Source organism: Rhodococcus sp. MPR-R1B (assembly GCF_058793255.1).
The window spans coordinates 468,672-495,530 of record NZ_JBXAFO010000002.1; the positions used below are offsets into that span (position 1 = coordinate 468,672).

24 protein-coding genes are annotated in these 26,859 nt (G+C 63.3%); 11 read left to right on the forward strand and 13 right to left on the reverse strand.

Annotated elements, in window-relative coordinates:
• Positions 1–70 precede the first annotated feature (70 nt).
• Genes AC1Q61_RS04950 through AC1Q61_RS04965 form a run of 4 tightly spaced genes read right to left on the reverse strand, consistent with a single transcriptional unit; the run spans position 71 to position 4,505 of the window.
• The gene (locus AC1Q61_RS04950) at positions 71–1,864 is read right to left on the reverse strand and encodes a DEAD/DEAH box helicase family protein (protein ID WP_050655573.1); all 1,794 of its coding nucleotides are present in this window, start codon (positions 1,862–1,864) and stop codon (positions 71–73) included.
• Positions 1,864–2,724, reverse strand: coding sequence for an SDR family oxidoreductase (locus AC1Q61_RS04955; protein ID WP_007727644.1), 861 nt, complete (start codon positions 2,722–2,724; stop codon positions 1,864–1,866). Before AC1Q61_RS04955 ends, AC1Q61_RS04950 begins: the two co-directional genes overlap by 1 nt.
• A gap of 59 nt (positions 2,725–2,783) precedes the next feature.
• Positions 2,784–3,686: a dihydrodipicolinate synthase family protein gene (locus AC1Q61_RS04960; RefSeq protein ID WP_042921333.1), complete on the reverse strand. Its 903-nt coding sequence runs from the start codon at positions 3,684–3,686 to the stop codon at positions 2,784–2,786.
• A gap of 33 nt (positions 3,687–3,719) precedes the next feature.
• Complete coding sequence (locus AC1Q61_RS04965) at positions 3,720–4,505, reverse strand: aldolase (RefSeq protein ID WP_030534888.1); 786 nt, start codon at positions 4,503–4,505, stop codon at positions 3,720–3,722.
• Positions 4,506–4,671: 166 nt separating this feature from the next.
• Between AC1Q61_RS04965 and AC1Q61_RS04970 the strand changes: the two genes are divergently transcribed.
• Positions 4,672–5,262, forward strand: a complete 591-nt coding sequence (locus AC1Q61_RS04970) for a helix-turn-helix domain-containing protein (protein ID WP_003946400.1) — start codon at positions 4,672–4,674, stop codon at positions 5,260–5,262.
• Complete coding sequence (locus AC1Q61_RS04975) at positions 5,259–5,684, forward strand: hypothetical protein (RefSeq protein ID WP_003946354.1); 426 nt, start codon at positions 5,259–5,261, stop codon at positions 5,682–5,684. Before AC1Q61_RS04970 ends, AC1Q61_RS04975 begins: the two co-directional genes overlap by 4 nt.
• Positions 5,685–5,691: 7 nt before the next feature.
• On the opposite strand, the gene AC1Q61_RS04980 is transcribed toward AC1Q61_RS04975, so the two are convergent.
• The 3 genes from AC1Q61_RS04980 to AC1Q61_RS04990 are packed head-to-tail and all read right to left on the reverse strand — an operon-like array spanning position 5,692 to position 10,129.
• Positions 5,692–7,164, reverse strand: coding sequence for a carboxylesterase/lipase family protein (locus tag AC1Q61_RS04980; protein WP_007727639.1), 1,473 nt, complete (start codon positions 7,162–7,164; stop codon positions 5,692–5,694).
• Entirely contained in the window at positions 7,161–8,690 is a 1,530-nt protein-coding gene (locus AC1Q61_RS04985; RefSeq protein WP_215516030.1) for a carboxylesterase/lipase family protein, read from the reverse strand. The genes AC1Q61_RS04980 and AC1Q61_RS04985 overlap by 4 nt, the downstream gene beginning before the upstream one ends.
• 29 nt (positions 8,691–8,719) lie before the next feature.
• Positions 8,720–10,129 carry a dihydrolipoyl dehydrogenase family protein gene (locus AC1Q61_RS04990; RefSeq protein ID WP_042449247.1) on the reverse strand — a complete coding sequence of 470 codons (1,410 nt, stop codon included), beginning with the start codon at positions 10,127–10,129 and terminating at the stop codon, positions 8,720–8,722.
• A gap of 82 nt (positions 10,130–10,211) precedes the next feature.
• Between AC1Q61_RS04990 and AC1Q61_RS04995 the strand changes: the two genes are divergently transcribed.
• Complete coding sequence (locus AC1Q61_RS04995) at positions 10,212–10,964, forward strand: SDR family oxidoreductase (protein ID WP_007727631.1); 753 nt, start codon at positions 10,212–10,214, stop codon at positions 10,962–10,964.
• Positions 10,964–12,286, forward strand: a complete 1,323-nt coding sequence (locus tag AC1Q61_RS05000) for an NAD(P)/FAD-dependent oxidoreductase (protein WP_003946361.1) — start codon at positions 10,964–10,966, stop codon at positions 12,284–12,286. The genes AC1Q61_RS04995 and AC1Q61_RS05000 overlap by 1 nt, the downstream gene beginning before the upstream one ends.
• 3 nt (positions 12,287–12,289) lie before the next feature.
• Here AC1Q61_RS05000 and AC1Q61_RS05005 read toward each other — a convergent pair whose 3' ends face one another.
• Positions 12,290–12,793: a COG4315 family predicted lipoprotein gene (locus tag AC1Q61_RS05005; RefSeq protein ID WP_007727629.1), complete on the reverse strand. Its 504-nt coding sequence runs from the start codon at positions 12,791–12,793 to the stop codon at positions 12,290–12,292.
• 125 nt (positions 12,794–12,918) lie between these two features.
• Between AC1Q61_RS05005 and AC1Q61_RS05010 the strand changes: the two genes are divergently transcribed.
• The 3 genes from AC1Q61_RS05010 to AC1Q61_RS05020 are packed head-to-tail and all read left to right on the forward strand — an operon-like array spanning position 12,919 to position 15,020.
• Complete coding sequence (locus tag AC1Q61_RS05010; RefSeq protein WP_007727626.1) at positions 12,919–13,389, forward strand: MarR family winged helix-turn-helix transcriptional regulator; 471 nt, start codon at positions 12,919–12,921, stop codon at positions 13,387–13,389.
• Between the two features lies 1 nt (position 13,390).
• Positions 13,391–14,242, forward strand: a complete 852-nt coding sequence (locus tag AC1Q61_RS05015) for an ABC transporter ATP-binding protein (RefSeq protein ID WP_042921332.1) — start codon at positions 13,391–13,393, stop codon at positions 14,240–14,242.
• Positions 14,202–15,020: an ABC transporter permease gene (locus AC1Q61_RS05020; protein WP_007727621.1), complete on the forward strand. Its 819-nt coding sequence runs from the start codon at positions 14,202–14,204 to the stop codon at positions 15,018–15,020. Before AC1Q61_RS05015 ends, AC1Q61_RS05020 begins: the two co-directional genes overlap by 41 nt.
• A gap of 26 nt (positions 15,021–15,046) precedes the next feature.
• On the opposite strand, the gene AC1Q61_RS05025 is transcribed toward AC1Q61_RS05020, so the two are convergent.
• A complete protein-coding gene (locus tag AC1Q61_RS05025) occupies positions 15,047–15,490 on the reverse strand; it encodes a helix-turn-helix domain-containing protein (protein WP_003946341.1) in 444 nt (147 codons plus the stop codon).
• A 571-nt stretch (positions 15,491–16,061) separates the two neighbouring features.
• Positions 16,062–16,220, reverse strand: a complete 159-nt coding sequence (locus AC1Q61_RS05030) for a hypothetical protein (RefSeq protein WP_155277906.1) — start codon at positions 16,218–16,220, stop codon at positions 16,062–16,064.
• A gap of 210 nt (positions 16,221–16,430) precedes the next feature.
• Here AC1Q61_RS05030 and AC1Q61_RS05035 point away from each other — a divergent pair, with 210 nt between their 5' ends.
• Entirely contained in the window at positions 16,431–17,243 is an 813-nt protein-coding gene (locus AC1Q61_RS05035; protein ID WP_007727618.1) for an FAD:protein FMN transferase, read from the forward strand.
• A 1-nt stretch (position 17,244) separates the two neighbouring features.
• Here the strand turns inward: AC1Q61_RS05035 and pgi are convergent, their stop codons facing one another.
• Positions 17,245–18,900: a glucose-6-phosphate isomerase gene (pgi, locus tag AC1Q61_RS05040; protein ID WP_007727615.1), complete on the reverse strand. Its 1,656-nt coding sequence runs from the start codon at positions 18,898–18,900 to the stop codon at positions 17,245–17,247.
• Between the two features lie 92 nt (positions 18,901–18,992).
• On the opposite strand from pgi, the gene AC1Q61_RS05045 reads away from it, so the two are divergent.
• Positions 18,993–20,447 (forward strand): NAD-dependent succinate-semialdehyde dehydrogenase, encoded by a 1,455-nt coding sequence (locus AC1Q61_RS05045; RefSeq protein WP_007727613.1) that lies wholly within the window; start codon positions 18,993–18,995, stop codon positions 20,445–20,447.
• A 74-nt stretch (positions 20,448–20,521) separates the two neighbouring features.
• Here AC1Q61_RS05045 and AC1Q61_RS05050 read toward each other — a convergent pair whose 3' ends face one another.
• Positions 20,522–20,848 carry a chorismate mutase gene (locus tag AC1Q61_RS05050; protein WP_042921331.1) on the reverse strand — a complete coding sequence of 109 codons (327 nt, stop codon included), beginning with the start codon at positions 20,846–20,848 and terminating at the stop codon, positions 20,522–20,524.
• A 316-nt stretch (positions 20,849–21,164) separates the two neighbouring features.
• Between AC1Q61_RS05050 and pcrA the strand changes: the two genes are divergently transcribed.
• Complete coding sequence (gene pcrA, locus AC1Q61_RS05055) at positions 21,165–23,657, forward strand: DNA helicase PcrA (protein ID WP_003946394.1); 2,493 nt, start codon at positions 21,165–21,167, stop codon at positions 23,655–23,657.
• Between the two features lie 78 nt (positions 23,658–23,735).
• Here the strand turns inward: pcrA and AC1Q61_RS05060 are convergent, their stop codons facing one another.
• A complete protein-coding gene (locus AC1Q61_RS05060; protein ID WP_030534879.1) occupies positions 23,736–24,758 on the reverse strand; it encodes a M23 family metallopeptidase in 1,023 nt (340 codons plus the stop codon).
• Positions 24,759–24,990: 232 nt separating this feature from the next.
• On the opposite strand from AC1Q61_RS05060, the gene AC1Q61_RS05065 reads away from it, so the two are divergent.
• Positions 24,991–26,832: a hypothetical protein gene (locus AC1Q61_RS05065; RefSeq protein WP_257216769.1), complete on the forward strand. Its 1,842-nt coding sequence runs from the start codon at positions 24,991–24,993 to the stop codon at positions 26,830–26,832.
• Positions 26,833–26,859: the final 27 nt, after the last annotated feature.

A 26,859-nucleotide genomic window follows, 5' to 3' on the forward strand; every position in this document is an offset into this window, starting at 1 on the left:
TTTGGTGGAGTAGAATTGGGGCATACCGCCGAAACCGTTCGTTTGTGCGCGTTGGACGGTCGTTGGAAGATCAACCCTCCGAGGTCAAGACATCAGGCTCTAGCCACTCGACGCCGAGCAGTTCGGACAGCGACCGCAGACCGGATCGATCACCACCTTTCAGACCTGTGACCGAATTGAGATTGCGCAACATGACCGTGGCGACGTCCTCTTCCTTGGTGCCCACGCCGAAGGGTATGACCCACGGGCACGTCTGGTAGTCGCGATGCGACCGACCGAACGTCTGTTCTGCCGCGATCCCTGAGTATCGCGGTTGATGAAAGATTCCCGTCCGTGGCAACGGGGACGCGTGAGTGCCGTCCGGGAGTGCTTCGTTGGCATGGAGCGAGATCGAGGTCGTGACATTGAAGACGATGACCGGTGCGTCCCCGCGTTGAAACCGCAGACGTTGACCCTCCTTGTCCGGCACCGCGCCGAACAGTTTTGCCACCGAGATCCCGGCGTCTTCGATCATCTCGACCAGTGGATCACCTGCCGTGGAGACGAATTCGACGGCCACCAACACCTGCTTGCCTGCCTTGACCTGCGCCTGCGCCCACTGGGCCGTCGACTCGGCGCGGATCATGCCCGCTTTCTGTCGGTAGCGCAGAACCAGCGCACGGCCGCGCGCGATGTTGCGACTCTTGCGGGCCAATCCCATTTCGTAGGCGTACTCGGCCCACTCCGTCTCGTACTCGGCGCGCTGGGCATGGGTGAGGTCGATCGGCATACCGTCGAGCGGAACAGGTCCCCACGGAGTCGGTCGATGAATCATCAAGGGCGGTTTGCTGTTCGACATCCACCCACGCACGGTCTCGAGCGCTCGAGATTGCAGCGTAGGTGATTCCTTCGCCTCTGCGCTCCACGTCCACTTCCCGTAGGACTTGTCCAGCGGAAGGCCGGACTCGACCAGCCTGGCGCCCAGGTCGGACCAGTACTCCGAAGGTTCTGAATGCAGCTGCGCGAAAAGCGGTGCCAGGTAACGCTGGTCGGCCGGCGTGTGTCCCGGTGTTGCCGTCACGGACAGGACGAACGGCGCTTGCTCGTGAGCATTCGAAAAGCGCGCGACCTTCTCGAATGCCGCCGTGCGCTGTGTGTCGTTGCTGTACAGTTGGGCCTCGTCGGCAATCACCACACCGAACGTGTACTTGGGGCGGCCGTTTCGCGCGATCAGCTTCTTCAATTGGTCAGGCGACATGATCAACCAGCGGAATCCACCGTCGCCCACCGAGGCGATGGAATAGCGCCAATGCGGAATGGTGATCTGTGCGGGTCGATCGACGAGGACGAGGATGTTGGTTTCGCCGCGCTCCTCGGCAATCGTCTTGGCAGACATCACTGCGATCAGCGTCTTACCCAGGCCTGCATTGTCTGCCAACAGAAATCCGCGTTTGCCGGCGCGAGCGGCATCGACGACGGCTGCAGCCCCCGAAACCTGCTCGGGCCGAGGAATTTTGGGTGCAGCAACGGGACGTTCACCGGTGCTGTCATTGATGTCGTCCTCTACCCACTGCTGATAAGAGAAGGGGAGTGCCTTGAATGGAGCGAGTTCTACGGGCAACTCCGTACCGACCCACGCGTAGCTCTTCCATTTCTTGACGAACTGCGCACCAGGCGCCGGCGTCCGGAAGGGAACGTCGAGGAGCCAGACTCTCTCACCAGGGCCGGCAGTCGGCACATCCGGCATCGTCGCGCGTGAGCTCTTCTTTGCGACAGTCTTCTTCGGGGCGGTCTTTCTGGTCGTGTTCCTCTTGGGTGCAGCCTTCTTCGGTGCAGCCTTCTTTGCGGCAGCCTTGCGTGCCGTGGTTGCTTTGCGTGGTGGCATCAGGCGGTTTCTGCTGTGAGGAATTCACGCAGCGTGAGCGCAGGCCGGCCGACAAGGTCCTCCACGGTGCCCGTGATCAGCGCCAATTCACCCTGCGCGATTGCGGTGTACGTCGACACCCATGCGTCGAGTTCCCAAGCGGGTGCGTTGTACGACGCCCGCGATTCGTAAGCTTCCTCGAGCGTTTCCTCGACGTACGTGGTTCGCTTGCCGGTGACTTCGGTGATGATGCTCGCGGCCTCGGAGAGCGTCAGTGCCTCCCGTCCGGTCAGGCTGTACGTCTGTCCGACATGAGAATCCAGATCCTGCAGAACCGACACAGCGACGGCAGCAATGTCGGAGCGCGCTACCGCGCCGACGAGACCGTCCCCTGCGGGTCCGCGGATCACACCGTCTTCACCGGCGAGAGCGGGTAGGAAATCGAGGTAGAAGCTGTCGCGCAGGAAGGTGAATGCGAGCCCGGAAGCGCGGATATGTTCTTCGGTGACCCAGTGATCGCGAGCGAGCGTGAACGTCGCGTCCGGAGCAGCGCCGAGGAAAGACGTGTACACGATGTGCCTGACCCCGGCCTCCGCTGCGGCGTCGATGAAGGTGCGGTGCTGATCCAGACGATCTGCGCTTTCGGCCGCCGAGACCATGAAGAGGGTGTCGATTCCGGCCAGAGCCGCGAGAGCGCGCTTCTGATCCCCGTACGTGGTCTCGGCCGAATCGGCACCGGGGAGCTGCGGTAATCGGTTGACCGACCGTGCGATCAGCCGCTGTGGGACACCGGCGTCGGCCAACGACCGGGCCACCAGTCCGCCGATATGACCGGTCGCGCCGGTGACGGCGATCCTCGCAGACCGTGAATCTACGGACATGGTGCCCCTCCTTCGGTCGGTGTGCATCCCATCTTGCCGGAACCCACTCCCACGTCAGGTCACGACGCGACGATTACACCGCGAGCCACCGACAGAGCGTCGGACAAAGCTGTCCTGGTGTTGTCGTCGAGGGACAGCAGGGGCCGGCGGGGAAGGCCGGCGTCGATGCCGAGAGATTCCAACCCGGCTTTGACCGTCGACGGCAGTCCGCGACTGACGAGGACCTTCAGTAGCGGCTCGATCTGTTCGAACACAGCGGCGGCACCCGACCGATCACCGGATTCGAGTAGACGCCAGAAGTGCACCACCTGTTCGGGGGCCAGACACGGGGCTGCCGTGCACCATCCGCTTGCACCGGCAGAGAAAGATTGCAGTGCAAGAGGATTGCTGCCGTTGAAGAAGGGGATCGTGCCACCGCTCAGTTCGTTGATGCGGTTCATCCGGGTGATGTCGCCGGTGGATTCCTTGATCATCGTGATGCCGTCGACGGTGGAGACGAGATCGACGAGAAACTCCGGCGACATGTCGATCCCGGTGGTGGCCGGATTGTTGTAGATCATCGTGGGAATGTCGACGGAATCGGCCACCGCGGTGACGTGTTCACGAATCTCCTGCTCACCCAGATGCCAGTACGACGTGGGGAGGATCATCATTGCGTCGGCTCCGGCGTCTGCCGCGATCGATGCTCGGCGGAGTGCTCCCGCCGTCGTCAGATCCGACACTCCGACGACGGTGGGGACTCGGCGGTCGACGTAGTCGACAGTCTCCCGAGCGACCGTCTCCCACTCTGCATCGTCGAGATAGGCGCTCTCGCCGGTACTGCCGAGTGGGGCTATCGCGTCGACACCACTGCTGATCATGCTGTCGAGGAGCGTGTGTAGCGGCTTGGGGTCGAATGCTCCGGTGTCCCGGTCGAACGGGGTGATGGGATAGGCAACGATTCCCTTGATGGTGCTGCTCATGAGGCTCTCAGTTCTGTTGGTGGGAAACAAAAGTCAGTTGGTCAGTGTGTCGGGATGATTGCGGAGAGCGCGACGGGCGTAGTAAGCGAAGTTCGCCTCGCTGCGCCGAGGAGTCAGTGTCCAATCGTGTGCCTCCTTCGCCAGGCGAGGCGGTAGCGGCTTGATGTCTCCGGCAGCCATCGCCAGCAACTGCAGTCTGGCCGCTCGCTCGATCAGATGCCCGAGAGAGCATGCCTCTTCGACCGTGTTGCCGACGACGAGTTGGCCGTGGTGGGCGAGCAGAATTGCCCGCTTGTCGCCGAGTGCAGCCGAAATGATCTCGCCCTCCTCGTTTCCCACGGGAACCCCGGGCCAGTCGGCGAGAAATGCGCAGTCGTCGTAGAGCGGCGCGATGTCCATTTGGGAGACGACGAGGGGAATCTCGAGCATCGACAGCGCCGTCGCATGTAGTGGGTGTGTGTGGACGATGCAGTTGACGTCGGGTCGTGCGCGGTAGATCCAACTGTGGAACCTGTTGGCGGGGTTCGGCATGCCCTCCCCGTCGAGGACTTCGAGATCCTCGTTGACGAGCAGGAGGTTGTCCTCGGTGATCTCGTCGAACCCGAGGCCGAGTCGCTGTGTGACAAACGTTCCTGGCTGCCCACCGCGGGCGGAGATCTGTCCGGCAAGGCCGGAGTCGTGGCCGGCGTCCGACAGTGCCCGGCAGGTCAGTGCGATCTTCTGTCGAAGAGTCCAACTACCTGTCGTTACTTCGGTGAGCATCTTCGTCTCGGCGGTGGCCATGAGTTCCTGCTTGCTCGCATGCATCGTGTCGGTCATGGGGTGTGCCTTTCTCGGGACCCGGAAATCAATGACATTCAGTCACCTATAAGACACAAAGTGTCATATAGGACGGAAATGTGCAACCCTCGATTCCTGCATCGCTGATCGCCGCAGGTCAATGTATTGGTAGGGTGATGACACAAAGTCTCGTGAGGGGAACCGAATGGCAGCGTTTTTGCGAACACATCGGCGTCGCGCCGGTCTGACGCTCGAGGGCCTGGCCGAGCAGACCGGTCTGACGAAGAGCTATCTCTCCAAGGTCGAGCGGGGTATCAGTACCCCGTCGATCGCGGTGGCACTCAAGATTGCGCGTGTGCTCGACGCCGATGTGGGGCAACTGTTCTCGGACAGTATGGAGGGAAATGCCATGACGATCGTGCGCGCGAAGGACCGCGTGATCGACCCGGCCAACTCCGTGCAGTCTTCCGTCTACGATCCGATCGCGCCCTCACTGGTCGGAAAGGCCATGCAGCCGTTCGTGGTTCATCCGGCCTCGGTGATGGGTCCCAAGTTCATGGACCACACGGGAGAGGAGTTCGTGTTCGTACATTCCGGATCCGTAGAATTCGAAATCCCCGGGCAGACGATGCACCTCGACGCCGGCGACAGCTTGTACTTCGACGCGAATACGCCGCACCGGATGCGGTCGGTGTCGGCGGATCGTGCGGTGGTGCTGGTTGTCGTCTACGACAAGCCTTCGGCTGGATCACCCAGCGGTGACTCGCTGGAAACGCACTGCGGGGTGGGCAGATGACGCTGGGGATCGACACGACACTGACGCTTCTCGCGGCCGGTCTGATCTTCCTTCTCTCCCTGTGCCTGGGAATCTGGAAATACCGACAGATGGCCACTTCGGACAATCACCTCGCCCATCCGTATGTCGACATCGCACACCGCGCTGCCCTGATGTACTCGTTTGCGACGCTGCTGATCGCGGTGTTCGTCGAACTCAGTGCGTGGCCGACGTGGATCAACCTGACCAGTGCCGCAGTGGTCGTGTTCTTCTTTCTCGCAGCGATATTCAGCTACATCGCTCACGGTGCGATGAAGGACACCGACAATCAGTTCGAGTCCGCCGGTCCGCCCCTGCACCTCGGGATGTTTCTGCTGATCCTCGGTGAGGTGGGCGGATTTGCCGTCCTACTCGCAGGTTTCGTGAAAGGTCAGTTCTTCTGATCGGGCTTCAGCGCCTGTGCTCGTAGCCGATCCAAGCCCGTCGACGCTCACCCATCGGGTCGTTCTCCACTCGGGACGTCTCGTCGAAGATCATTGTTTGCCGCTCCGGTACGGAGTAGGCGGGCCAATCCCGGTCCGGCACTCCGTGGCGGGCGAAATGGATCCAGTGGCGCTGCATGGTGGAGGTCACCGCAGTCAGTCCGCGGCGCCCACCGACCGCGGTCAAGGCCGCGGTGAGTGCATCCGAACGCCCGAAGACCGCAAGCAATTCGGTGGCGTGGGTAGCGCCCATGCCGACGAGTCTGAGCAGGCGAGGCGCAAAATCGTAGCGGTAACTGTAGGTAGGAGCTACCTGGCAATGACCCTGTGCGCAGAGTATCGCGGGCTCCCAGAACGTGATGTCGCCGCCGAGATCTGCGGCAGCAAACCGGTGCGGATACGTGGGATACGCCGCGAGCGCACGTGCTTTCACTTCAGGGGTGGTGTGGGAGAACATCTTCTCGATCCGAACCGGGTCGGTAGGCAAGATGTCGAGAACGCGCGGGAAGATTCTTCCCTCGTGGAGATTCGAACCGACGAGCAGCGGAACGGGGTGGGCGCGTCCGGCGGCGAACACGTCGAGCGGGTGTTCGGGAAGGACGTCGTCACCCACCACGGGGGCAAATGCCCGCGTTCCGGGTTCTTCGTCCGCGCCGCGGCGTGCAAGTTCTTCGCCGGCAGCGACCAGGTCCTTCACCGAAGCGGAGCGCAGCCACGATCCCGGATCGGTATCCGGAGCCTGTGCGATCTCGAGGAACTCGCGTGCCCAACGGTGCGCTCGCTCTTTTCCGTATGCCGAAGCAGCCGGCGGACTTTGAGCGATGGCCCGGGCGAACAGCCCTCGTGCCGCCGGCGTTGCCATCAGAGTGGTGACCGCGTTGGCGCCGGACGATTCACCGAAGACGGTGACGGCGTTCGGGTCGCCGCCGAAAGCGGCGATGTTGCGTTGGACCCACGTCATCGCGGCGATCTGATCGCGCAATCCGAGGTTCGTCTCGAATGATCTTTCCGCAGTGGAATATTCACTGAAATCGAGGTAGCCCAACGCGCCGAGACGATATTGGATCGAGACGTAGACGATGTCGCCACGTTCGACCAGGCTCGTTCCGCGGTACATGGGCGTCGACGGATTCCCGCCGTTGTACGCGCCGCCGTGAATGAAAACCATGACCGGTCGCAACGAATCCGACGGTACCTGCGGGGCCACGACATTGACGAAGAGTGAGTTCTCGTCGAAATTGCTCTTGCGCTGCGGAGACGGAGAGCCGAATGCTTCCGCCGGGCGGACACCATTCCAAGCCTCGACCGGCTGCGGTGCGCGAAATCTCCGAGGACCGGTCGGGGCCGCCGCGTAGGGGATTGCTCGCCAGGTGCGCAGTCCTCGATCGAGGCGCCCGCGTACGACCCCGGAATCGAGAGTGATCTCGAGGGGGCTCGTCACGGTAGGGAGATGTCGGTGCCGTGGCTACGGTAACCGCTGTATCCCGCCCAGGCCAAGCGTTGTTCACGTCTGGGATCGTTCTCGACGCGGACGATCTCGTCGAAGATCATGGTCCGACGCTCCTGCCCCTCGTAGCGCGGCCACGATCCGCGCGGCGAGCCGTGCTCGGCGAAGTGAAGCCAGTGTCCCTGAACAGATTCGGTGACTGCGCGCAGTCCGCGTCGACCGCCGGGAAGGGTGAGGCCGCGCCCGACAAGGGTGTCACCGATGCCGAAGACTGCAAACATCTCGAATCCGTGTGTGGCGTCGAGGCCGAGCCAGCGCATCATCGTCGGCGCGAAGTCGAATCGGTAGGCGTACGTCGGCGCCGATTGTGCGTGCGCTTGCATCAACTCCACGGACGGGTGCCAGAACGTGACGTCTCCGCCGACGTCGATCGCGGACTGCTCGTCCGGGTAGCCGGGATAGGTCACGAGGATGCGCTTCCCGGCCTCGGGATCGGTGAGGGCAAACATGGTGTCGATGCGCGACGGGTTGGTCGGAAGTGCGTCGAGCACCTTCGGGAACAGCGTCCCCTCCCGTCTGTTGGTGCCGATGATCATCGGCACCTGGTGTGCCGATCCTTCTTTGAATGCGTCCAAGGGGGAGCGGGGGAGGAAGTCGCCGTCGACGACCGGTCCGAAGGGATGTAGTCCAGGTGTGTTCGCGAGTACCTCGGCGCCCAGTCTGCTTCCGGCTCTGCCCAATTCGACGGCTGTCGCCGAGGTCAGGGCCTTCGCGGGTGGTAGGCCGGAATTGAGGATCTCGACGAAACGCGCGCCCCAGGCATGCGATCGCTGCGTGCTCGAGACCAGATCCGGAGCCGAACTCTCGGCGATAGCGCCGGCGAAGAGTCCCTTGGCGGCCGGAGTCGCCATCAGGGTGGTGACGGCGGTGGCTCCGGCGGATTCACCGAAAATCGTGACTTTTTCAGGATCCCCACCGAAGGCGGCGATGTTGCGTTGCACCCACTGCAGGGCCGCAACCTGATCGCGCAGTCCGAGGTTGGAGTCGAATACGCGCTCGGATGTTGAGAACGGGGTGAAATCGAGGTAGCCCAGAGCGCCGAGTCGGTAGTTGATCGAGACGTAGACGACGTCGCCGCGTTCGACGAGGGACACGCCCGAGTACAAGCCGGTGGCCGAGGTGCCGATGGTGTTTGCCCCACCGTGGATGAAAACCATGACGGGACGCGGAGTATTGCCGGTGTTCGCGGGGGCGAGCACGTTGAGCGTCAGGCAGTCCTCGCTGCTCGGCTGGTACTTCCCGGGCGCGAGCAACAGCCCCTTCTTGTGTTGGACAGACGCGTCGCCGAACCTGATCGCGTCGCGTTCTCCGGTCCACGGCGTGACCGGCTGTGGTCGCGTCAGACGCAGTGTTCCGACCGGCGGCCGGGCGTAGGGAATTCCGCGCCAGGCACGAAGTTTTCCCACCCGGCGGCCGCGCAGGGTGCCGTCGGCCGTGGTCACAAGTATGTCGGACGCCATGTCGCGACTATACGTACTTCGGGAGCGCGTCAGCGGCGAGCCTCCAGCAATCGAAGCCAGACTTCACTGACCGTCGGATACGAGGGCACCGCATGCCAGAGAGTTTCCAGTGGTACGGCGCCGACGACCGCGATTGTCGCCGCATGCACCAGCTCGGATACTTCGGGCCCGGCGAAGGTAGCGCCGAGGATCACGTCGGTGGCCTTGTCGATCACCAACTTCGCGCGCCCCGAGTAGTCGTCGCGCAGCAGCGAAGATCCCGCGACTGCGAGTTCGATCTCCACGACTTCGACGTCGTAGCCGTCGTCGCGAGCTTTCTTCTCGGTGCGTCCCACCCAGGCGATTTCGGGTGAGGTGAACACCACCTGGGGGACCTGTCCATTGTCCGCCGACGCCGTGTACCGAGGTCCCCTGAGTCCGCGGCTCTCGGCCCGCGCGGCGATGACGTCTCCGCAGACTCTCGCCTGATACTTGCCCATGTGGGTGAGGGGAGAACGACCGTTGATGTCGCCGACGGCGTAGAGCCACTCACCTTGGGCACAGAGGTGATCGTCAGTGGTGACGTACTTGCCGTCCTCGAGGCCGATGACGGACAAGCCGAGATCGGCAGATGTCGGCCCGCGGCCCGCCGCGACGATGACCTCGTCGACTTCGATCACGCCGGACGATGTCTCGATGCTGACGGGTCCACCGTGGATGTGACCTTCGCCGGTGTCCTTGGCATCGGGGCGTGAGACCGAGTTGACGGCAGTGCTCAGTCGAACGTCCACACCGCGGGCGCCGAGTGCTTCGGCCACCATCGTTCCGGCAAACGGTTCTGCTGATTTCAACAGAGCATCGCCCCTCACGAGCAACGTCACGTGAGCGCCGAACGACGACAACCACGTTGCGCACTCAGTTGCGACCACTCCGCCGCCGATGACCGCCACTCGCGACGGAACCTCGTGCAGGTTGGTGGCGTCGCGCGAGGTCCACGGGAGTGCCTCGCGCAATCCCGGTGTCTTCGGGACGGTGGCGGTCGTTCCCGTGGCGAGTACGACGGCCTGGCGGGCACGGAGCTTACGGGTCCCGTCGACGGTCACTGCTCGCTCGCCGTCGATGACCCCGTGGCCTTTGATCACGGTGATGCCCGCGGAGGTTGCCCAGTCGACCTGGGACGAGTCGTCGTGGTTGTGGGTGAACGAGTCGCGCCGTTTCAGAATGGCATCGACGTCCAGCGGTCCGGCCGGGATCCCGGGCAAGGCGTCGGCCGCCTCGAGGACCTGCCCCGGGCGCAGTAGTGCCTTGCTGGGCATACAGGCCCAATACGAGCATTCACCGCCGACCAGTTCGTGTTCCACGATTGCGGCGGTGCGATTACTTCCGGCGATGGCGTATGCGGCGGCGTTCTCGCCGGCGGGTCCACCGCCGATCACGATGACATCGAATTCGTCGGTCATTGCTCCACGGTATGTCGGATCGGTCCGAGTTCGCTCGGTTACCGCCGGGTACGAGAACTCGATGATGGTTACAGTTGCACCCATGACGCGGCAGAAGATTTTGATCACCGGTGCCAGTTCGGGTCTGGGTGAGGAGATGGCCAGGAGATTCGCCGCGGCCGGTCGCGACCTCGCGTTGTGTGCCCGGCGGACGGATCGTCTCGACACGCTGCGTGGGGAGCTGGTGGCGCAGTACCCGTCGATCAGCGTCGCAGTGCGCGAACTCGATGTGACCGAACACGATTCCGTCGTCCGGGTTTTCGGTGAGCTGCGCGACGAGTTGGGTGGCCTGGACCGGGTGATCGTGAACGCCGGGCTCGGCAAGGGCGCCAAGATCGGAACCGGAAAAGCGCACGCGAATCTTGCAACAGCGCAGACGAATTTTGTCGGCGCGCTGTCGCAGTGTGAAGCTGCGCTCGAGATCTTCCGCGCGCAGGACTCCGGACACCTGGTTCTCGTGTCCTCGATAAGCGCGGATCGGGGGCTACCCGGGCCAAAAGCGGCCTATTCGGCGAGCAAGGCGGGAGTAGCGGCGCTGGGTGAGGCGCTCAGTATCGAGTTGGCGCGCACACCTATTCGGGTCACCACGCTGCTGCCGGGCTTCATCAAGACCGACATGTCCGCCGGCGCCGGCGACGACGCTGCGCTCATGGCCAGTCTGGACGAAGGCGTCAGTGCCATGGTCGACGCTATCGAGAAGGAAACCACCCGAGCGGCGCTACCCGGCCTCAAGTGGCAAGGGATAGATGCGGCCCTACGATTCCTGCCCAACTCCGTGACAGCGAGGTTTGTCTGATGAGCATCCACATCTCGAACGGTAAGCCCCGGGTAGTGATCGTCGGTGGCGGCTTCGGTGGACTGTATGCAGCGAGACGACTCAAGAAGGCTGACGTCGAGGTGGTTCTGATCGACCGAGGGACCAGCCACGTCTTCCAGCCCCTGCTCTACCAGTGCGCCACGGGTCTGCTCTCCGAAGGGCAGATCGCAAGTCCGCTGCGACATCTGCTCGAGGACAACAAGAACACGAACGTCGTTCTGGGCGAGGCCAAGTCGGTGGACGCCGACGCCGGGATACTGACTGCCAGTCGCTTCGACGGGTCGACCTTCGAATTGCCGTACGACTACCTGATCGTGGCGGCTGGAATGCGCCAGTCCTACCACGGCCAGGACGAGTTCATCAAATGGGCGCCCGGCATGAAAACCCTCGACGACGCTTTGGCGATCAGGCGCAGTCTCATTGCTGCGTTCGAGATGGCCGAATCGCTCCCGACTGCGGAAGAACGTCGACCGTGGCTGACATTCGCCGTGGCGGGCGGCGGACCCACCGGCGTCGAATTAGCCGGACAGATCCGCGAATTGGCGATGCACGCGCTCACCAACGAGTTCCGGTCCATCGACCCGGACGAGGCAAGGGTACTGCTCTTCCACGGCGACGATCGGGTGCTCCCTTCGTTCAGTCGCAAGCTCTCGGCCGCCGCCAAACGTACTCTCGACGGGATCGGCGTCGAGACTCACCTCGGCGTGCACGTCACCGACGTGTGCGAGACCAGCATCGAGACGACGGACAAGAAGACAAAAGAGAAGCGGCAGTACGAGACCCGCACGATTCTGTGGACCGCGGGCGTCGAAGCAGTGCCGTTCGCCGAGGCACTGGCCACGGCGCTGGGTGTGAAGCAGGTCGGCGGTGGCCGCATCGAGGTGGAAGCCGATCTGACCGTTCCCGGCCACCCGAACGTCTACGTGGTGGGCGACCTCATGTCGCGGGACAAACTTGCCGGGGTGGCCGAGGTCGCGATGCAGGGTGGTCGGCACGCCGGTGCCCGGATCGCTGCAACCGTGGAAAACGGAGTGCCCAGCCGAAAACCGTTCAAGTACCGCGATCTTGGAACCGCGGCCTACATTTCGCGACGCCACGCGTTGCTTCAGGCAGGGCCGGTCCAGTTGTCCGGGTTCATCGGATGGGTGTCATGGGGAATCATCCACATCGCGTTCCTCGCGGGGTTCCGCAATCGCGCCAGCACGGTGCTGAACTGGGGCGCAACCCTGGCGTCGAAGACGCGTCGGGAACGGGCAATCACGTACGGCGACCCCGAAACCGCTCGGCAGCCGTACAACTGAGGGTTACTCGGTCTTGAACACGGGGTTTCCGGCGGTGTCGATCATCCACCACAGGCTGCCGACGCTCTGTCCGAGCATGTCGCCGGGAACCTTGTCGTCGAGGTACCGATAGACGGGCTTGCCGTTGACGGTGATCTGGAAAGATCCTTCCGGCCCGTCGATGGTACCGATGACAGCGTCGATTCCTTCGACGATCGGCGAATCCGTGACCGAGGTGACCGCCGGCCAGTAACGCAGGCACGCTTCGTCGCACGACCCGGCTTGTGAGTTCTCCTCGTCCGGGTTGTAGACGTAGACGGTCATGCCTTCGCCGTCGACGGCGATCGTCCCGAGTGGGGAGTCGGCGGTCTTCAGCAGGGGTGCATCAGCGGCGGCGGGTGGCGACAGCGACGTCGAAATGGCAGTGACGTTGTCTGCGCTGTCCCCGGAATCGAGGGCGTCGGGCGAGCAACCGGTGAGGATCAGGGCGGTACTCGCAACTGTCGCGAACAACCACTGTCTGCGCATGACGTCTCCGTTCTGGGCGGGAGTGCTCGGGACAAGCAATCGGGGATACCCGTTGCGGACGAGCTGAAAACGCCGGGCGTCCGGATTCCTCGACAATAGCTCTGTTGCAGAGCTATTGTGAGGTTGTGGATGGAAGCGGAGCAAATCTTGCGGATGACGTCCTGGAGACGCTCGGACAATTGCGCCGGGGCACGAGGAAGGCGTCGGGGCGGCCGTTTGCGGAACGACCGCTCGCCGGCGCCCAGATCGAACTCGTCAGGCTGCTACGACGCAACCCGGGTCTGTCGGTGGCCGAGGCTGCCGGGCGATTGGGTGTCGCGGCAAACACGGTGTCCACCTTGGTGCGGCAGCTCGTCGACGAGGGAGTGATCGAACGCGTTGCCGACGAGGCCGACCGCCGCGTCGCGCGATTGGTGCTCGCGGACGAGGCGCGCGCCCGCGTCGAGGTGTGGCGTGATCGCCGGAGTGTGATTGTCGGTCAGGCATTGTCGACTCTGACCGCAGAGGACAGGGCAAGTATCGAGGCTGCTCTACCGGCCCTGTCTCGATTGGCGAGCGCTCTGGCAGCAGCCGGATCGGAAGGCGGGGGGCAGTGAGATGCTGACACAGTGGTGGAAGAGCCGAGCGGCAGGTTCACCCGACCCCGGCGCACACGCGGTCGAGATCGACTCGGTTACATACAAGTTCGGCGACCACCGCGCGGTGGACAACCTGAGTCTGGTCATCAATGCGGGGGAGTGTTTCGGCCTGCTCGGTCCCAACGGCGCAGGAAAGACTACGACGATCAGGTTGCTCAACACGTTACTTCCTCTGCAAGACGGTGACATTCGGATTCTCGGTCGCTCAGTTCGTACCGAGGCGATGACCATTCGGCGCTACCTCGGGTACGTGCCACAACAGCTCTCGATCGAAAGCGCATTGACCGCACGCGAGAACGTGACCTGGTTCGCGCGACTGTACGACGTTCCGCGGTCCGAACGACGCGAGCGCGTCGACCAGGCGCTCGAGATGGTGGACCTACTCGATTCAGGTGATCGTCTGGCGTCGGGTTTCTCCGGCGGTATGGTGCGACGTCTCGAACTTGCGCAGGCGCTGGTGAACCGACCGTCGTTGCTGGTGCTCGACGAACCGACGGTGGGGCTGGATCCCATTGCCCGCGAATCCGTCTGGCAGCGAGTGGCGGAGATGCAGAAGCAGTACGGCATGACTGTGCTGCTCACGACGCACTACATGGAAGAAGCGGAGGAGTTGTGTGATCGTGTTGCGTTGATGCATCACGGTGAACTTCGTGCGGTGGGCGAGCCGAGCGCGTTGGCCGCCGAACTGGGGCCGGAGGTCACTCTCGAAGACGTGTTCCGTCACTACACCGGCGACGATCTCACCGGCGACAAGTCAGGAGGTCTCCACGATGTCCGCAGTGCCCGTCGCACAGCGCGCCGCTTGGGCTGATCCCACTACCAACAGTCTTGCTCGATTGCTCTCGAGAATTTACACATTCTGCCTCGTGGAAGTTCAGAAGTTGCGGCACGACCGATCTGAATTGGTCACGCGCGCAATCCAGCCGATCCTCTGGTTGGTGATCTTCGGTCAGACGTTCAGTCATATCCGAGCGATCCCGACTGGCGACGTACCGTATCTCGACTTTCTCGCGCCGGGCATCATTGCGCAGTCCGCGCTTTTTGTTGCGATCTTCTACGGAATCCAGATCATCTGGGAGCGTGACGCGGGAGTCCTCACCAAACTCATGGTGACGCCGACGCCACGAGCCGCGCTGGTCACCGGAAAGGCATTTGCGGCCGGTATCCGTGCGGTCGCCCAGGCCGTGGTCGTAGTCGTTGTAGCGGCGCTGCTGGGCGTGAGCATGACGTGGAACCCGATCAAGTTGCTCGGCGTCGTGGCTGTCGTTGTCCTCGGCTCGGCGTTCTTCGCCTGTCTGTCGGTTGCGATCGCGGGGATCGTGCTCAAACGAGATCGATTGATGGGCATCGGCCAGGCGATCACCATGCCGTTGTTCTTCGCGTCCAACGCTCTGTACCCGGTCGAACTCATGCCGACGTGGGTTCAGTGGCTCAGTCGCATCAATCCGCTGAGTTACGAGGTGTCAGCGCTGCGCGGTCTGCTGATCGGAATGCCGACCGACTACCTCGTCGACTTCGGCGTGCTGATCGGGGCCGCGCTGCTCGGAATCATCACAGCTTCGGCACTATTGGGCCGCTTGACTCGCTGATCTGACTCGCTGAACTTCGCTCCGGACTAGTCGCGAGTGAACGGTGGGGTGTAGGTGCTGCAATCCGGAGGGACGGCCGGGAGTCCTTCGGACGAGCGAAGTTTCTCCGCAATCGATGAGAGCAAGTCCTGCGATTCAGGGGAGAGATCGACCGCTTTTATGGCCAGAGAACGTAATTCGCTGTCGTGGAACTCCTCGACAACCGAACGGTCTTCTTCCGGAATCAGTTCGGGATCTTGGCGAGGTGTCGGGCCGAAGAAGTACTCTGCTGCCACGCCGAAGTAATCGGCCAATGCCAAAACGACTTGCTCCGATGGATTCGTGCGCACACCGCTCCGGAGTTGCGAGAGGTACGGTGTCGAAATCTTGCATCCACGTTGCGAAAGGGCTTCCACAACTTGTGCGTTGGTGAGTCTCGGTGCTGTGGCCGGGTACAAGGCGTTCAAACGGTCCTTGAATGAATCGGTCACAATTCCTCCCTCGAGCGTGACCCAGCGTCACAGCTACTTCGCAGTTTTCACATAGTAGACGACACGGTTATTCTGGACTCTGGTCGAAAGTCCTTTCACCTGCGGATATTTGGCGCAGAAAAATTCCAAAGACTTTGTAAAGTATGTGATTTTCGCCGCGTACTGACCGTTCGTTTTGCCAAGGTGTACGGCGGTAGCGTATAAGCCGAACGGTGGTGGTTACGCCATTGTGCTGCAGGTTCTTTCAGCCGGTCCTATCCATTTTGTGTCGATGCATTCCTGCTCGGTCTGTAACGTGCGAAGCGCTGCCGCCGGGCACCGGGCGTCGTCGTGCCGGCGGTTGGCGCGCCGCGTGTTCGGGACTTCTTCTCGGTGCTCTGCTCGACGCTCGCGCGCAGTGGTGGGCCCGTATTTTGCTGCACTCGAGAGTGAGCGCTCAGGTGTGTCCACCTGCGAAAGTGACGCGCATTGAAAGCGGCCGATTGGTATGTCATCGACGTTGGAACACAGTGCTTCTCGTCGGTCCCCATTTTTCATGCGGTGACATAAGGTTCATGCGGTGACATAAGGTTCATGCGGTGACATCAGCGCCGCCCGGGCGTGTTGCTGCGGCGGACCGGGCTCGAAGCGCAGCCGGCCGGCCGGACATGTCGAGCGTCGACTCTGCGTCTTTCGGATCGGAATTGCCCGCTGCGCCAGTAGTAGTCGACGTCGTCGCAGTCAGGTGCATGTCAGAACCATGTGGAGGATTACACGTCTTGCACACGGAGGGCGACAGTCCGGGCGGCAATTCTGTCGCACAGATCTACCATCCAGTCCCCGCCGTGCGCTGCTCAACCTGCGGCATGTGTGCCTCGGCCTCGGAAGCGCTTTATGGCACGGGGGTTGCTGACCGGCGCATACTGGTTACAACACAGTGTGTTAGAAGGGCAGGACTGACATGGTCAGTGTCGAGAAGTGGGCGATGTGGGATTCCGCCGTGGAGGTGGACGTCACCGAGGGCGCTGCGCTGCCTACTGCGCACGCGTTGATCGCAGCTGCCATCGACGAAACCGAAGCGGTCTGCGACCTTCGCCGGGGAGACGCCGAGATTCACGCCGTCAACCTCGCTCAGGGAACTCCGGTCAAAGTGACACGACGTATGTCGGCTCTGCTGCGGTCGGCGCTGTGGGCTGCCCGTATGACCGGCGGTGCAGTCAATCCGCTTGCCGACAACTACTCCGAGGACGAATCCATCCCTCCGGTGCACCCGACCCCGACGTTCGAGGACGTACAGCTCGACGGAGACGTGGTGTACGCGCCCTGGGGTGCGTCGTTCGACATCACCGGAGTTGCCAAGGCCGACACCGTCGATCGCGCCGCGCAGATCGTCGCTGCCGAATTACAATGCGGCGTTGCTGTGCGGATCGGCGACGTGATCGCCACGGCCGGCCATGCACCGGCTGGTGGCTGGCAGATTCCGGTGCCGGACAGCGAAGAAGTCGAACTGATCAACGGAACCGCGATGGCGACGGCGCGGGCGCTGGAGCTGCCCTCCTGGGAGCCGAACCAGGAGCGGCCCTCCACGGAATGGGCACAGGTCTCGGTGATTGCTGACGACGCGGTGTGGGCGTACGCCGCGAGCGAAGCTGCGTTGATCCGGGGGATAAGCGCCATCAAATGGGTTGAACAGCAAGAGCTTCGGGCTCGGCTCGTCGACCGATCCGGACGCGTGTACACAACGGAAAGTTGGTTCGGCCCGGCGGCCGCGTGAGTCAGGCCCGTCCGCGCTCTCTGCGGTACCACTGCACCAGAGCATCTGTGGATGTGTCGCCGAGGTCGCCGGGTGCTGCTTCGGAAGAGAGCGCAGGCCCCAGTTCCATGGCTTGTGTCTTGCCGAGTTCGACGCCCCACTGATCGAACGGATTGACACCCCAGACAGCACCTTCGACAAATACCTGGTGCTCGTAAAGTGCGATCAGCTGACCGACGACCGAGGGGGTCAGCTCCTTCGCCAAGATAGTGCTCGACGGTCGGTTGCCTGGCATCACCTTGTGTGGCACCAGCTCCGGAGCAGTGCCCTCTGACGCGATTTCTTCGGCAGTCTTCCCGAACGCGAGAACCTTTGTCTGAGCGAAGAAGTTACTCATGAGCAGATCGTGCATTGATCCCGTGCCGTCCGCAGTAGGCAGATCGTCGGTGGATTCCGCGAACCCGATGAAATCGGCAGGCACCAGCCAGGTGCCCTGATGCAGGAGTTGGTAGAAGGCGTGTTGGCCGTTGGTTCCGGGCTCGCCCCAGAAGATCTCACCGGTGGACGTGGTCACCGGTGAGCCGTCGGCGCGAACCGATTTGCCGTTGGACTCCATGGTCAGCTGCTGCAGGTAGGCGGGAAAGCGCAGCAAGTCGTTGGAGTAGGGCAGAACTGCGCGGGACTGTGCGCCGAAGAAGTTGGAGTACCAGAGCCCGATGAGGCCGAGGAGGACCGGCGCGTTCTGCTCGAGCGGTTGGTTTCGGAAGTGCGTGTCGATCTGGTGGAAACCGTCGAGGAACTCCGCAAAGCGAACGGGTCCGACGGCACACATGACCGACAAGCCGATCGCCGAGTCGACGGAGTAGCGCCCGCCGACCCAATCCCAGAACCCGAACATGTTCGCGGTGTCGATGCCGAACTCCGCCACGCGGTCACCGTGGGTGGAGACTGCGACGAAATGCTTGGCTACGGCCGAGACGTCTTCGCTGCCCAGACCGGCGAACAGCCAACGCTTTGCCGCTGTCGCGTTGGTGAGGGTCTCGAGGGTGGAGAACGTCTTGGATGCGACGATGAAGAGCGTCGTCTCCGGATCGAGGTCGTCGAGCTGTCCGACCAGATCGACAGGGTCGATGTTGGAGACGAACCGGACGCTGATTCCGGCGTCGGCGTAATGCCGTAATGCGCGGTAGACCATCACCGGCCCGAGGTCGGAACCGCCGATGCCGATGTTGACGATGGTGCGGATGCGCTTGCCGGTAGCTCCGGTCCACTCGCCGCTGCGCACACGATCGGCAAAAGCGCCCATCGCGTCCAGAACTTCGTGAACGTCGGCGACGACGTCTTGACCGTCGACGGTCAGCGCAGAATCCTTGGGCAGACGCAGCGCTGTGTGTAGTACGGCGCGGTCTTCGGAAGTGTTGATGTGATCGCCCGCGAACATCGCGTCGCGTCGTGCCTCGACGCCGGCCTCGCGGGCCAGGTCGACGAGCAGCGCGAGAGTCTCGCGGCTGACGCGATGCTTGCTGTAGTCGATGTGAAGATCACCGGCGTCGATCGTCAGCTCTCGCCCGCGGGCTGGATCGTCCTGGAAGAGTTCTCGCAGGTGAACGCCTTCGATGTCGGCGTAATGAGCGCGCAGTTTCTGCCAGGCTGAGGTTCCGGTGATGTCAGTGCTCACGATCATCGACTTTAGTGGCACAAGCTGGAAACTTCCGCGTGAGTCTCGCTCGCGGGCAGACGGACGCGGCTCCGACGAGCATCATGGAACCCATGGACACATTCGAATTCATTCGATCAGTTCCCACCCAGTTGTTCGTCGGCGGTCGGTTCGTGCCCGCGGAGAACAACGCGACCTTCCCGGTGGCGGATCCGGCGACCGGGAAATCGTTGACCGATGTCGCCGATGCGAGCCCCGCGGACGCGCTGCGCGCTCTCGACGAAGCCGTCGCCGTCTCGTCGAAGTGGGCGAGCACACCTGCGCGCGAGCGTGGTGAAATCCTGCGAGCCGTTTTCGAGAAGATCACCGAGCGAGCCGAGGACGTGGCGCTGCTGATGACCCTCGAAATGGGCAAGGCACTCGCCGAAAGTCGCGCCGAGGTGAAGTACGGGGCGGAGTTCTTCCGGTGGTTCAGCGAGGAGGCCGTTCGCATCGGCGGGCGCTACACGCCGGCGCCGGCGGGCAACGGCCGGATCCTTGTCACCAAGGCGCCGGTCGGACCGTGTCTGGCCATCACTCCCTGGAATTTCCCGTTGGCGATGGGTACCCGCAAGATCGGCCCGGCGTTGGCCGCCGGCTGCACGATCATCGTCAAGCCCGCCTCGGAGACCCCGTTGACGATGTTGTTGCTTGCTCAGCTCATGGCCGAAGCCGGGTTGCCCGACGGAGTCCTCTCGGTGTTGCCGACATCGAAATCCGGTGAAGTGACCGGTCCTCTCATCGACGACCCTCGACTGCGCAAGCTCACCTTCACCGGGTCCACCGGCGTCGGCAAGATGCTGGTGGAGAAGTCCGCGAAGCGATTGCTCCGCACGTCGATGGAATTGGGTGGCAACGCACCCTTCGTGGTGTTCGACGACGCGGACGTCGACAAGGCAGTCGAGGGCGCGGTACTGGCGAAGCTTCGCAACGGAGGCGAAGCATGCACCGCCGCCAACCGGTTCCACGTCGCCAACGCCGTGCGTGAAGAGTTCACGACCAAGCTGACCGAGAAGATGGCGACTTTCACGATGGGACCCGGTACCGACCCGGAGACGAAGCTCGGCCCGCTGATCAACCAGAACCAACTCGACACGGTCGCGGAGTTGGTTGCAGATGCGGTGGATGCCGGGGCGAAGGTGCGACTGGGCGGCGAAGCGCCGGGTGGTGAAGGGTACTTCTATCCAGCCACGGTGTTGGCAGACGTTCCGGCCAGCGCGCGGATTCTGAAAGAAGAGGTGTTCGGACCCGTCGCCGCGATCACCGGCTTCGACACCGAAGCCGAGGGAATCGCAGCCGCCAACGACACCGAGTTCGGACTGGCCGCGTACATCTTCACAAGGGATCTCGACCGTGCGCTTCGGGTTTCCGATGCACTGGAATCAGGAATGATCGGCGTCAACCGCGGAGTGATCTCGGACGCGGCAGCGCCGTTCGGTGGCGTGAAGGAATCCGGATTCGGCCGCGAGGGCGGGACCGAGGGGATCGAGGAATACCTGAACACGAAGTACATCGCGCTCGAGAGCTGATACACACGCGAACGGCCACATCGGGACTGCCAGAGGCATCCGATGTGGCCGTTCGCAAGTGAACAGGTCGTGCGCTAGTGGCCCAGGCGTCCGCGGCCCAGGCGCAGGAGCAGCATCGCGAGGGTGTGGCCTTCCTGGCCCAGCTCGTTGAATCGTTCGAGGACCTTCATCTCGCGGCTGTGCACCAGACGCGGACCACCCGATGCCATCCGGGTACGGCCGATGATCTGGGAGACCTCGGAGCGACGTTTGATGGCCGCGAGGATCTCGGCGTCGAGACGGTCGATTTCTTTCCGTAGTTCGTCGATCTCCGCCTCACTCTGGGGGATCTCGACGTCTGTCGGAGCAGTATTTACAGTATCGACAGTATTTCCATGGGGGGCTGCAGCCTGGGTGCTCATTGCTATTCGTCTCCTCTTCCTACTGCGTGGATCGTGGTCTCGGCTCGGGTCGTTACCGATCCAGGCACACTGACGAAAATGCCCCGGATCCGATTCGGACCAGGGGCGGGTGAGCTGTTCAGATCACGTGCACCGAGGTCCGGGGCACGTAAAGTAACGCCACAGCGGGCCGACGGGGTCGGCCGTGTTGTCGCGAACGGAAATGCTGAACATAGCGTCCAGTTTGCCATGCTCGACACAGGTAATCCAAGTGCCTCTACCAGCAGGTGGACGCACTGACGACCGTGTCGGTGGACGCCGGTAGCGTGGACAGGCGATGAACACGTACCCAGCACTCGGTGAGCACGACGGACATTCCCAGCACGACGGGGGCGGCGCGCGGGGACACGACGCGGGTTCGGACGCCCTCCTCGAGGGTCTCAACCCGCAACAGCGCGAGGCCGTGGTCCATGCCGGTTCGCCGTTGCTGATAGTCGCGGGAGCCGGCTCGGGCAAGACTGCAGTGCTGACGCGTCGCATCGCCTATCTGTTGGCCGAACGGGGTGTCACCCCCGGTCAGATCCTGGCCATCACGTTCACCAACAAGGCTGCGGCCGAGATGCGCGAGCGTGTGGCAGCTCTTGTCGGACCGCGTGCCAACGCCATGTGGGTATCGACGTTCCACTCCAGTTGCGTGCGGATCCTGCGAGCACAGGCGGCGCTCCTGCCCGGTTTGAACTCGAATTTCTCGATCTACGATTCCGACGATTCGCGTCGACTGCTGACGATGATCTCGAAGGACCTCGAGCTCGACACCAAACGATTCTCCGCGCGGCTTCTCGCCACTCACATCTCCAACCTGAAGAACGAACTCGTCGGACCGGAAGAGGCGGTTGTCGCAGCCGATCAGGATCCGGCCGAACTTCCGCGACTGATCGCCAAGGTCTACGGCCACTACCAACAGCGGCTGCGTGCGGCGAACGCACTCGACTTCGACGATCTCATCGGTGAGACCGTCGCGCTTCTTCAGGCGTTTCCACAGATCGCCGAGTACTACCGCCGCCGCTTCCGTCACGTGCTCGTCGACGAGTACCAGGACACCAACCACGCGCAATACATGCTTGTGCGTGAACTGGTCGGTGGAGCCGGCGAGTCCGACCACGCCGTTGCCCCGGCCGAACTGTGCGTCGTCGGTGACGCCGATCAGTCGATCTACGCGTTCCGCGGAGCCACTATCCGCAACATCGAAGAGTTCGAACGCGACTACCCGGATGCTCGGACCATCCTTCTCGAACAGAACTACCGTTCGACGCAGAACATTCTGTCTGCGGCCAACTCCGTGATTTCCAAGAACACCGGCCGACGAGAAAAGCGTCTGTGGACCGATTCGGGTGAAGGCGAACTGATCGTCGGCTACGTTGCAGACAACGAGCACGACGAAGCATCGTTTGTCGCCTCGGAGATCGATCGGCTGGTGGACCAGGGCGAGACCAAGTTCGCCGACATCGCGGTGTTCTACCGGACCAACAACTCCTCGCGCGCGCTCGAGGAGATCTTCATTCGACTCGGAGTGCCGTACAAGGTGGTCGGCGGCGTTCGCTTCTACGAGCGCAAGGAAGTTCGGGACATCGTCGCGTATCTGCGCGTCCTCGCCAACGAGGACGACACCGTGAGCCTGCGACGCATTCTCAACACGCCCCGACGCGGTATCGGTGATCGAGCCGAAGCCTGCGTCGCCGTGCACTCCGAGCATCGCAACATCAGCTTCGCCGCCGCTCTCCGTGACGGCGCGGAAGGCAAAGTGGCGCTGCTCAATACGCGGTCACAGAAGGCCATCGCGTCGTTCCTCGAGATGATGGACGGGCTGCGGGCCCTGCTACCGACAGCGGCCGCCGACGAGGACGAACCGTTCGAGCTCGGTGACATCGGTGAGGTTGCCGAGGCGGTGCTCGAGCGCACCGGCTACCGCGCCGAGCTTGCGGCGAGCAGCGATCCGCAGGATGGCGCGCGACTCGACAACTTGAACGAACTCGTCAGCGTGGCAAGGGAATTCAGTTCCGACGCGCGAAACGCGGCCGGGCTGATCGATCCGGACGACGAGGAAACCGCAGCAATGCGTGAAGGTGAACCCGATCCGGGTTCGCTTGCCGCCTTCCTCGAACGGGTATCGCTTGTCGCCGACGCCGATCAACTGCCGGACTCCGACGACGGCGTCGTGACCATGATGACGCTTCACACCGCCAAGGGCCTCGAGTTCCCGGTCGTCTTCGTCACCGGTTGGGAGGACGGGCAGTTCCCGCACATGCGCGCCCTCGGCGATCCGGCGGAGCTGTCCGAAGAGCGTCGACTTGCTTACGTCGGCATCACCCGTGCCAGGCAGCGCCTGTACCTGACGCGCGCGATCATGCGTTCGGCGTGGGGGCAACCGATCCAGAACCCGGCGTCGCGGTTCATCCAGGAGATCCCGGAGGACCTGATCAACTGGCGCCGTGAGGATCCGGGCACCGGTGGCGGATTCGGAAGCGGCAGGCCGGGTTACGGCAGCGGAAGCCGCTACGGCAGCCAGGGCGGCCAGGGATACGGCGGCGGGCAGAACTACGGGGGAGGGTCCGGCAAGGCCGCGTCGACTCCCAGTTTCGGTGCCGCGCGTGGCCGCAACAACGTTCTGGTCCTCGCCACGGGTGACCGCGTCAGTCACGACAAGTACGGTCTGGGCACCGTGTTGGAAACCAAGGGCACTGGCCCCACCGCGACGGTCACCATCGACTTCGGTAGCGCGGGCAAGGTGCGGTTGATGCTCATCGGCGGTGTGCCGATGGTCAAGCTGTAGAAGACAGGCAAAAACTTCCGGCCCGTACCTGGAAAGGTACGGGCCGGAAGTTTTTCATCAGAAGCGTTGGGCTTGCGATCAGTCCTGCTCGACGCCGAGGCTGATGCCGCGTGAGGCGAGCCAGGGGAGGGGATCGATCTTGTTCTCGCCGGCGAGATGAACCTCGAAGTGAAGGTGCGGGCCGGTGGAGAAGCCGCGGTTGCCGACAGTGGCGATCTGGTCGCCGGCCATGACCTGCTGACCGACCGTGACGGTGGACGTGTCGATGTGGCCGTAGACGGTGATCGTTCCGTCTGCGTGCTGTAGGCGTACCCACATGCCGAACCCGGAAGCCGGACCTGAATCGATGACCTTGCCGTCGGCGACGGCGACGATGGGCGTCCCGATCGGGGCGGCGATGTCGACGCCGGCGTGCAGGGTGCCCCAGCGGGTGCCGAAGTTGGACGTGAACGTGCCCACTGCCGGCAGGACGAACAGCGGGCGACGGGCAGCGGCTTCGCGTGCTGCGCGCTCGTCACTGAAACGCTGGCCCTTGGCAAGCAGGTTGCTGAACTGGGAGAGGTCGGTCGGCGCTGCGACGTTGAGGACCTGCGGAGCGTCGGCCTCGGTGGTGGCTGCCGTGGAGGTGGCCGGGGCGAACTGAGCGGCCTGCGGTTCTGCGGTGGTACCGATCGCGGAGGACTCGTTGGCGAGTGCAACTTCCGAGTGGTCGGCGGCAGAAGAGGAACCGTCGTTGACAACTGCCTGGCCCGCGGCGACAACCGCGCCGGCTGCAACTGCCAGAACGGCGGCGCGGCCCTTGAGAGCGGAGGGAGGGGTGGGGAGTCGGTGAGCACCGCTGCGGCGAACCGGAGATTCGACATCGACTGTCGGTGCGGAGGAGGCGTAAGTGGGGGTGCTGATCACGTCGGACTCGACGAACTCGTGAGAGTCGGAATCTGACGACGTGGAGGATGAATTTCGAGTGAACATATCGGTAGAGATCTCAGAACTTTTGGTCTCGGTGTAACGCCTGGCCGAGTGCGTTGGATAAGTGGTCGTGACCTCGTCTGGAGCTGAGTTCGAGAACCTACTAGCGGTGAACTGGCTGCGGTGATGCATATGCCGGTTCTCTCCTCGAGTTCGTGATCAGCCCGTGACTTAGACCGACTGACGGTAACGAAATGATTGCGATGGGCGCAAGCCGTAGCGGAAACCTGTCCGATTATGTGACGTGCCTCACAGCTTGACCTGGGAATATGTCGATCCGGGCAAAACGGACGAATCATCTCGTTTCGTGATCGCGCGTGTCACAACCGGATCACCGGTCCATTCAGGCACTACCGTCGATCGAGTGTCCACAACACCTGGAACTACGTCGCAGGCGCGTATCGACGACCCCGGAGTGAAGTCCGGGGCGCCACTCGCGGCGGTAATCGGACTGTTCGGTGCCGTCGGAGTGGCAGCCAGTCCCGTCGTCGGAGTCGGGAGTGGCCGCGGGGTCGACACGACGGGGGCTCTTGCTTCCGCCGCTCTCTTCGCTGCCGTCTGCACGATCGTCGTGCCGCTGGTTGCGGTGCTCACCTCGGGGCGCAGGCCCGCCTTCGCAGGTGGACTCCTGGCAGGTATCGGCGCGGTGTCCCTCGGCGCGGCGATCCTCGACGTTCAGTTGTTCGTCGACGCAATCGATGCAAACCGCTTGGACCTTTTCCGTCCGATTTCGGCGGGTTCGATCGATGCGGGTCCGGGCGCTTATCTCGCGCTCGCGGGCCACGGACTTCTTGTGGTGTCCGGTGTCCTCGGCTTGATGGTCGTCCATCGTGAATCAGAGCGGGACGGATACGGCAGCGCTCGCGCCGCGGAATTCGACGGGCGATCGGTTGGCGGGCGGATCGGCGGATGGCCGACTGCGCTGCTGATTCTGGCCGCGGTGGTGTTCGTGCTCTCCCTGTTCGGTCCTTCCTTCAGTTCGCAGGATCCGATCTTTCTGGTCAAACCGCTCGTCGACTCGGCGGCGGCCACCGCTGTCGGTACGGGATTGGTCGGCGTCGCGGTACTCGTTGCGGTCGCGGCGGCATTGACGTCCATCTCGCTACCGGTGGGCTGCGGCGCCCTGATCGGTGTCGGTCTCGGCGCACTCGCAGTCAGTGGAACCAGGGTGATGGCTGGGTTCGCGGCCGGCGATCGGATCGGCGTCGGTTCGGGATCGGTGGTCGGGGCACTGGCCGCTGTGGTCATCGCCGTGATCGGAGTTTCAGCTCCCTACCTCGCTTCCAGGCGTGAAACAGATGCGATTCCCGCTGAAAGTGTGGTTCGCGCACCCGCGAAGACGACAAAGGGTGCGCTGAAAGCGGCGATGGTGGCTCAGTCCCGGGCGGCGCAAGCGCGGGTGAACAGACTTCACCGCGTTGCCGGTATCGGCGCAGTTGTCACCGCAGCAGTGGCAGCCCTGGGGGTGGCACTTCCGGTCCTGTCGTTGCCGGAGAACATCCCCGAACCGTCCATGCTTTCGTCTCGAGTTGTCCTGCTCGCGGCTGCTGTACTGCTGGTCGCCGGTCTGGGCCTGTTCGCCCCGGGCCGCGCCGCGGTGGTGCGGCCGGCCGTCGGCGTGTTGTGGACCACGGTCGTGATGGGAGTCGCCGCTGTCATGCAGTCGGCTGTCATCGCCACGGACGTACCGGGCGTCGGGTTGGGGGCCGGTGCCTTCGTGCTCTGCGGCGCGGCTTTCCTCGCTGCGGCGACGGGACTGCTCGTCTGGCTGGCGGGAAGCGCCGAGCGTGAGGATGTCGACACGTCGGTAGGTGGCGGTTCGAGAGGGCTGGTGCTTCTCGTCGGTGGGATCGGCGCCGTCGCTGTCCTGATCGGAACCGCGCTTCCCCTCTATCAGGGCGACGCCTATACGGCGGCCTCAGTTCTGGAGTGGCCGTGGGGAATTGACGTCTGGGGTCAACTGCTCGTCGGCGTCACCGTCGTGATCGCCGCTGTGATCGCAGCGTCCGCGCGGCCGTCGCGGGGCGCGGCATTGCTGATCGGATCTGCCGTGGCAGCTCTGGTGTACGTCGGTGAGTGGCCACTCACGTCATCGCGCATATCGGACGCAACCGTGGGGGTGGGTGCGATCACAGCGGCCACGGGCATAGTGTTGCTTCTCGTTGCAGCGTTCTCGAGCGCAAGAATCAGTGAGACTGATGCTTGACAAATTCGGTGTGGCCACCTTGCCGAA

Bases quoted from the DNA above. Each gene is read 5' to 3' on its own strand.
- AC1Q61_RS04950 (WP_050655573.1), bottom strand. From the start codon at position 1,864: ATGCCACCACGCAAAGCAACCACGGCACGCAAGGCTGCCGCAAAGAAG.
- AC1Q61_RS04955 (WP_007727644.1), bottom strand. From the start codon at position 2,724: ATGTCCGTAGATTCACGGTCTGCGAGGATCGCCGTCACCGGCGCGACC.
- AC1Q61_RS04960 (WP_042921333.1), bottom strand. From the start codon at position 3,686: ATGAGCAGCACCATCAAGGGAATCGTTGCCTATCCCATCACCCCGTTC.
- AC1Q61_RS04965 (WP_030534888.1), bottom strand. From the start codon at position 4,505: ATGACCGACACGATGCATGCGAGCAAGCAGGAACTCATGGCCACCGCC.
- AC1Q61_RS04970 (WP_003946400.1), top strand. From the start codon at position 4,672: ATGGCAGCGTTTTTGCGAACACATCGGCGTCGCGCCGGTCTGACGCTC.
- AC1Q61_RS04975 (WP_003946354.1), top strand. From the start codon at position 5,259: ATGACGCTGGGGATCGACACGACACTGACGCTTCTCGCGGCCGGTCTG.
- AC1Q61_RS04985 (WP_215516030.1), bottom strand. From the start codon at position 8,690: ATGGCGTCCGACATACTTGTGACCACGGCCGACGGCACCCTGCGCGGC.
- AC1Q61_RS04990 (WP_042449247.1), bottom strand. From the start codon at position 10,129: ATGACCGACGAATTCGATGTCATCGTGATCGGCGGTGGACCCGCCGGC.
- AC1Q61_RS04995 (WP_007727631.1), top strand. From the start codon at position 10,212: ATGACGCGGCAGAAGATTTTGATCACCGGTGCCAGTTCGGGTCTGGGT.
- AC1Q61_RS05000 (WP_003946361.1), top strand. From the start codon at position 10,964: ATGAGCATCCACATCTCGAACGGTAAGCCCCGGGTAGTGATCGTCGGT.
- AC1Q61_RS05005 (WP_007727629.1), bottom strand. From the start codon at position 12,793: ATGCGCAGACAGTGGTTGTTCGCGACAGTTGCGAGTACCGCCCTGATC.
- AC1Q61_RS05015 (WP_042921332.1), top strand. From the start codon at position 13,391: ATGCTGACACAGTGGTGGAAGAGCCGAGCGGCAGGTTCACCCGACCCC.
- AC1Q61_RS05020 (WP_007727621.1), top strand. From the start codon at position 14,202: ATGTCCGCAGTGCCCGTCGCACAGCGCGCCGCTTGGGCTGATCCCACT.
- AC1Q61_RS05030 (WP_155277906.1), bottom strand. From the start codon at position 16,220: ATGCACCTGACTGCGACGACGTCGACTACTACTGGCGCAGCGGGCAAT.
- AC1Q61_RS05035 (WP_007727618.1), top strand. From the start codon at position 16,431: ATGGTCAGTGTCGAGAAGTGGGCGATGTGGGATTCCGCCGTGGAGGTG.
- AC1Q61_RS05045 (WP_007727613.1), top strand. From the start codon at position 18,993: ATGGACACATTCGAATTCATTCGATCAGTTCCCACCCAGTTGTTCGTC.
- AC1Q61_RS05050 (WP_042921331.1), bottom strand. From the start codon at position 20,848: ATGAGCACCCAGGCTGCAGCCCCCCATGGAAATACTGTCGATACTGTA.
- pcrA (WP_003946394.1), top strand. From the start codon at position 21,165: ATGAACACGTACCCAGCACTCGGTGAGCACGACGGACATTCCCAGCAC.
- AC1Q61_RS05060 (WP_030534879.1), bottom strand. From the start codon at position 24,758: ATGCATCACCGCAGCCAGTTCACCGCTAGTAGGTTCTCGAACTCAGCT.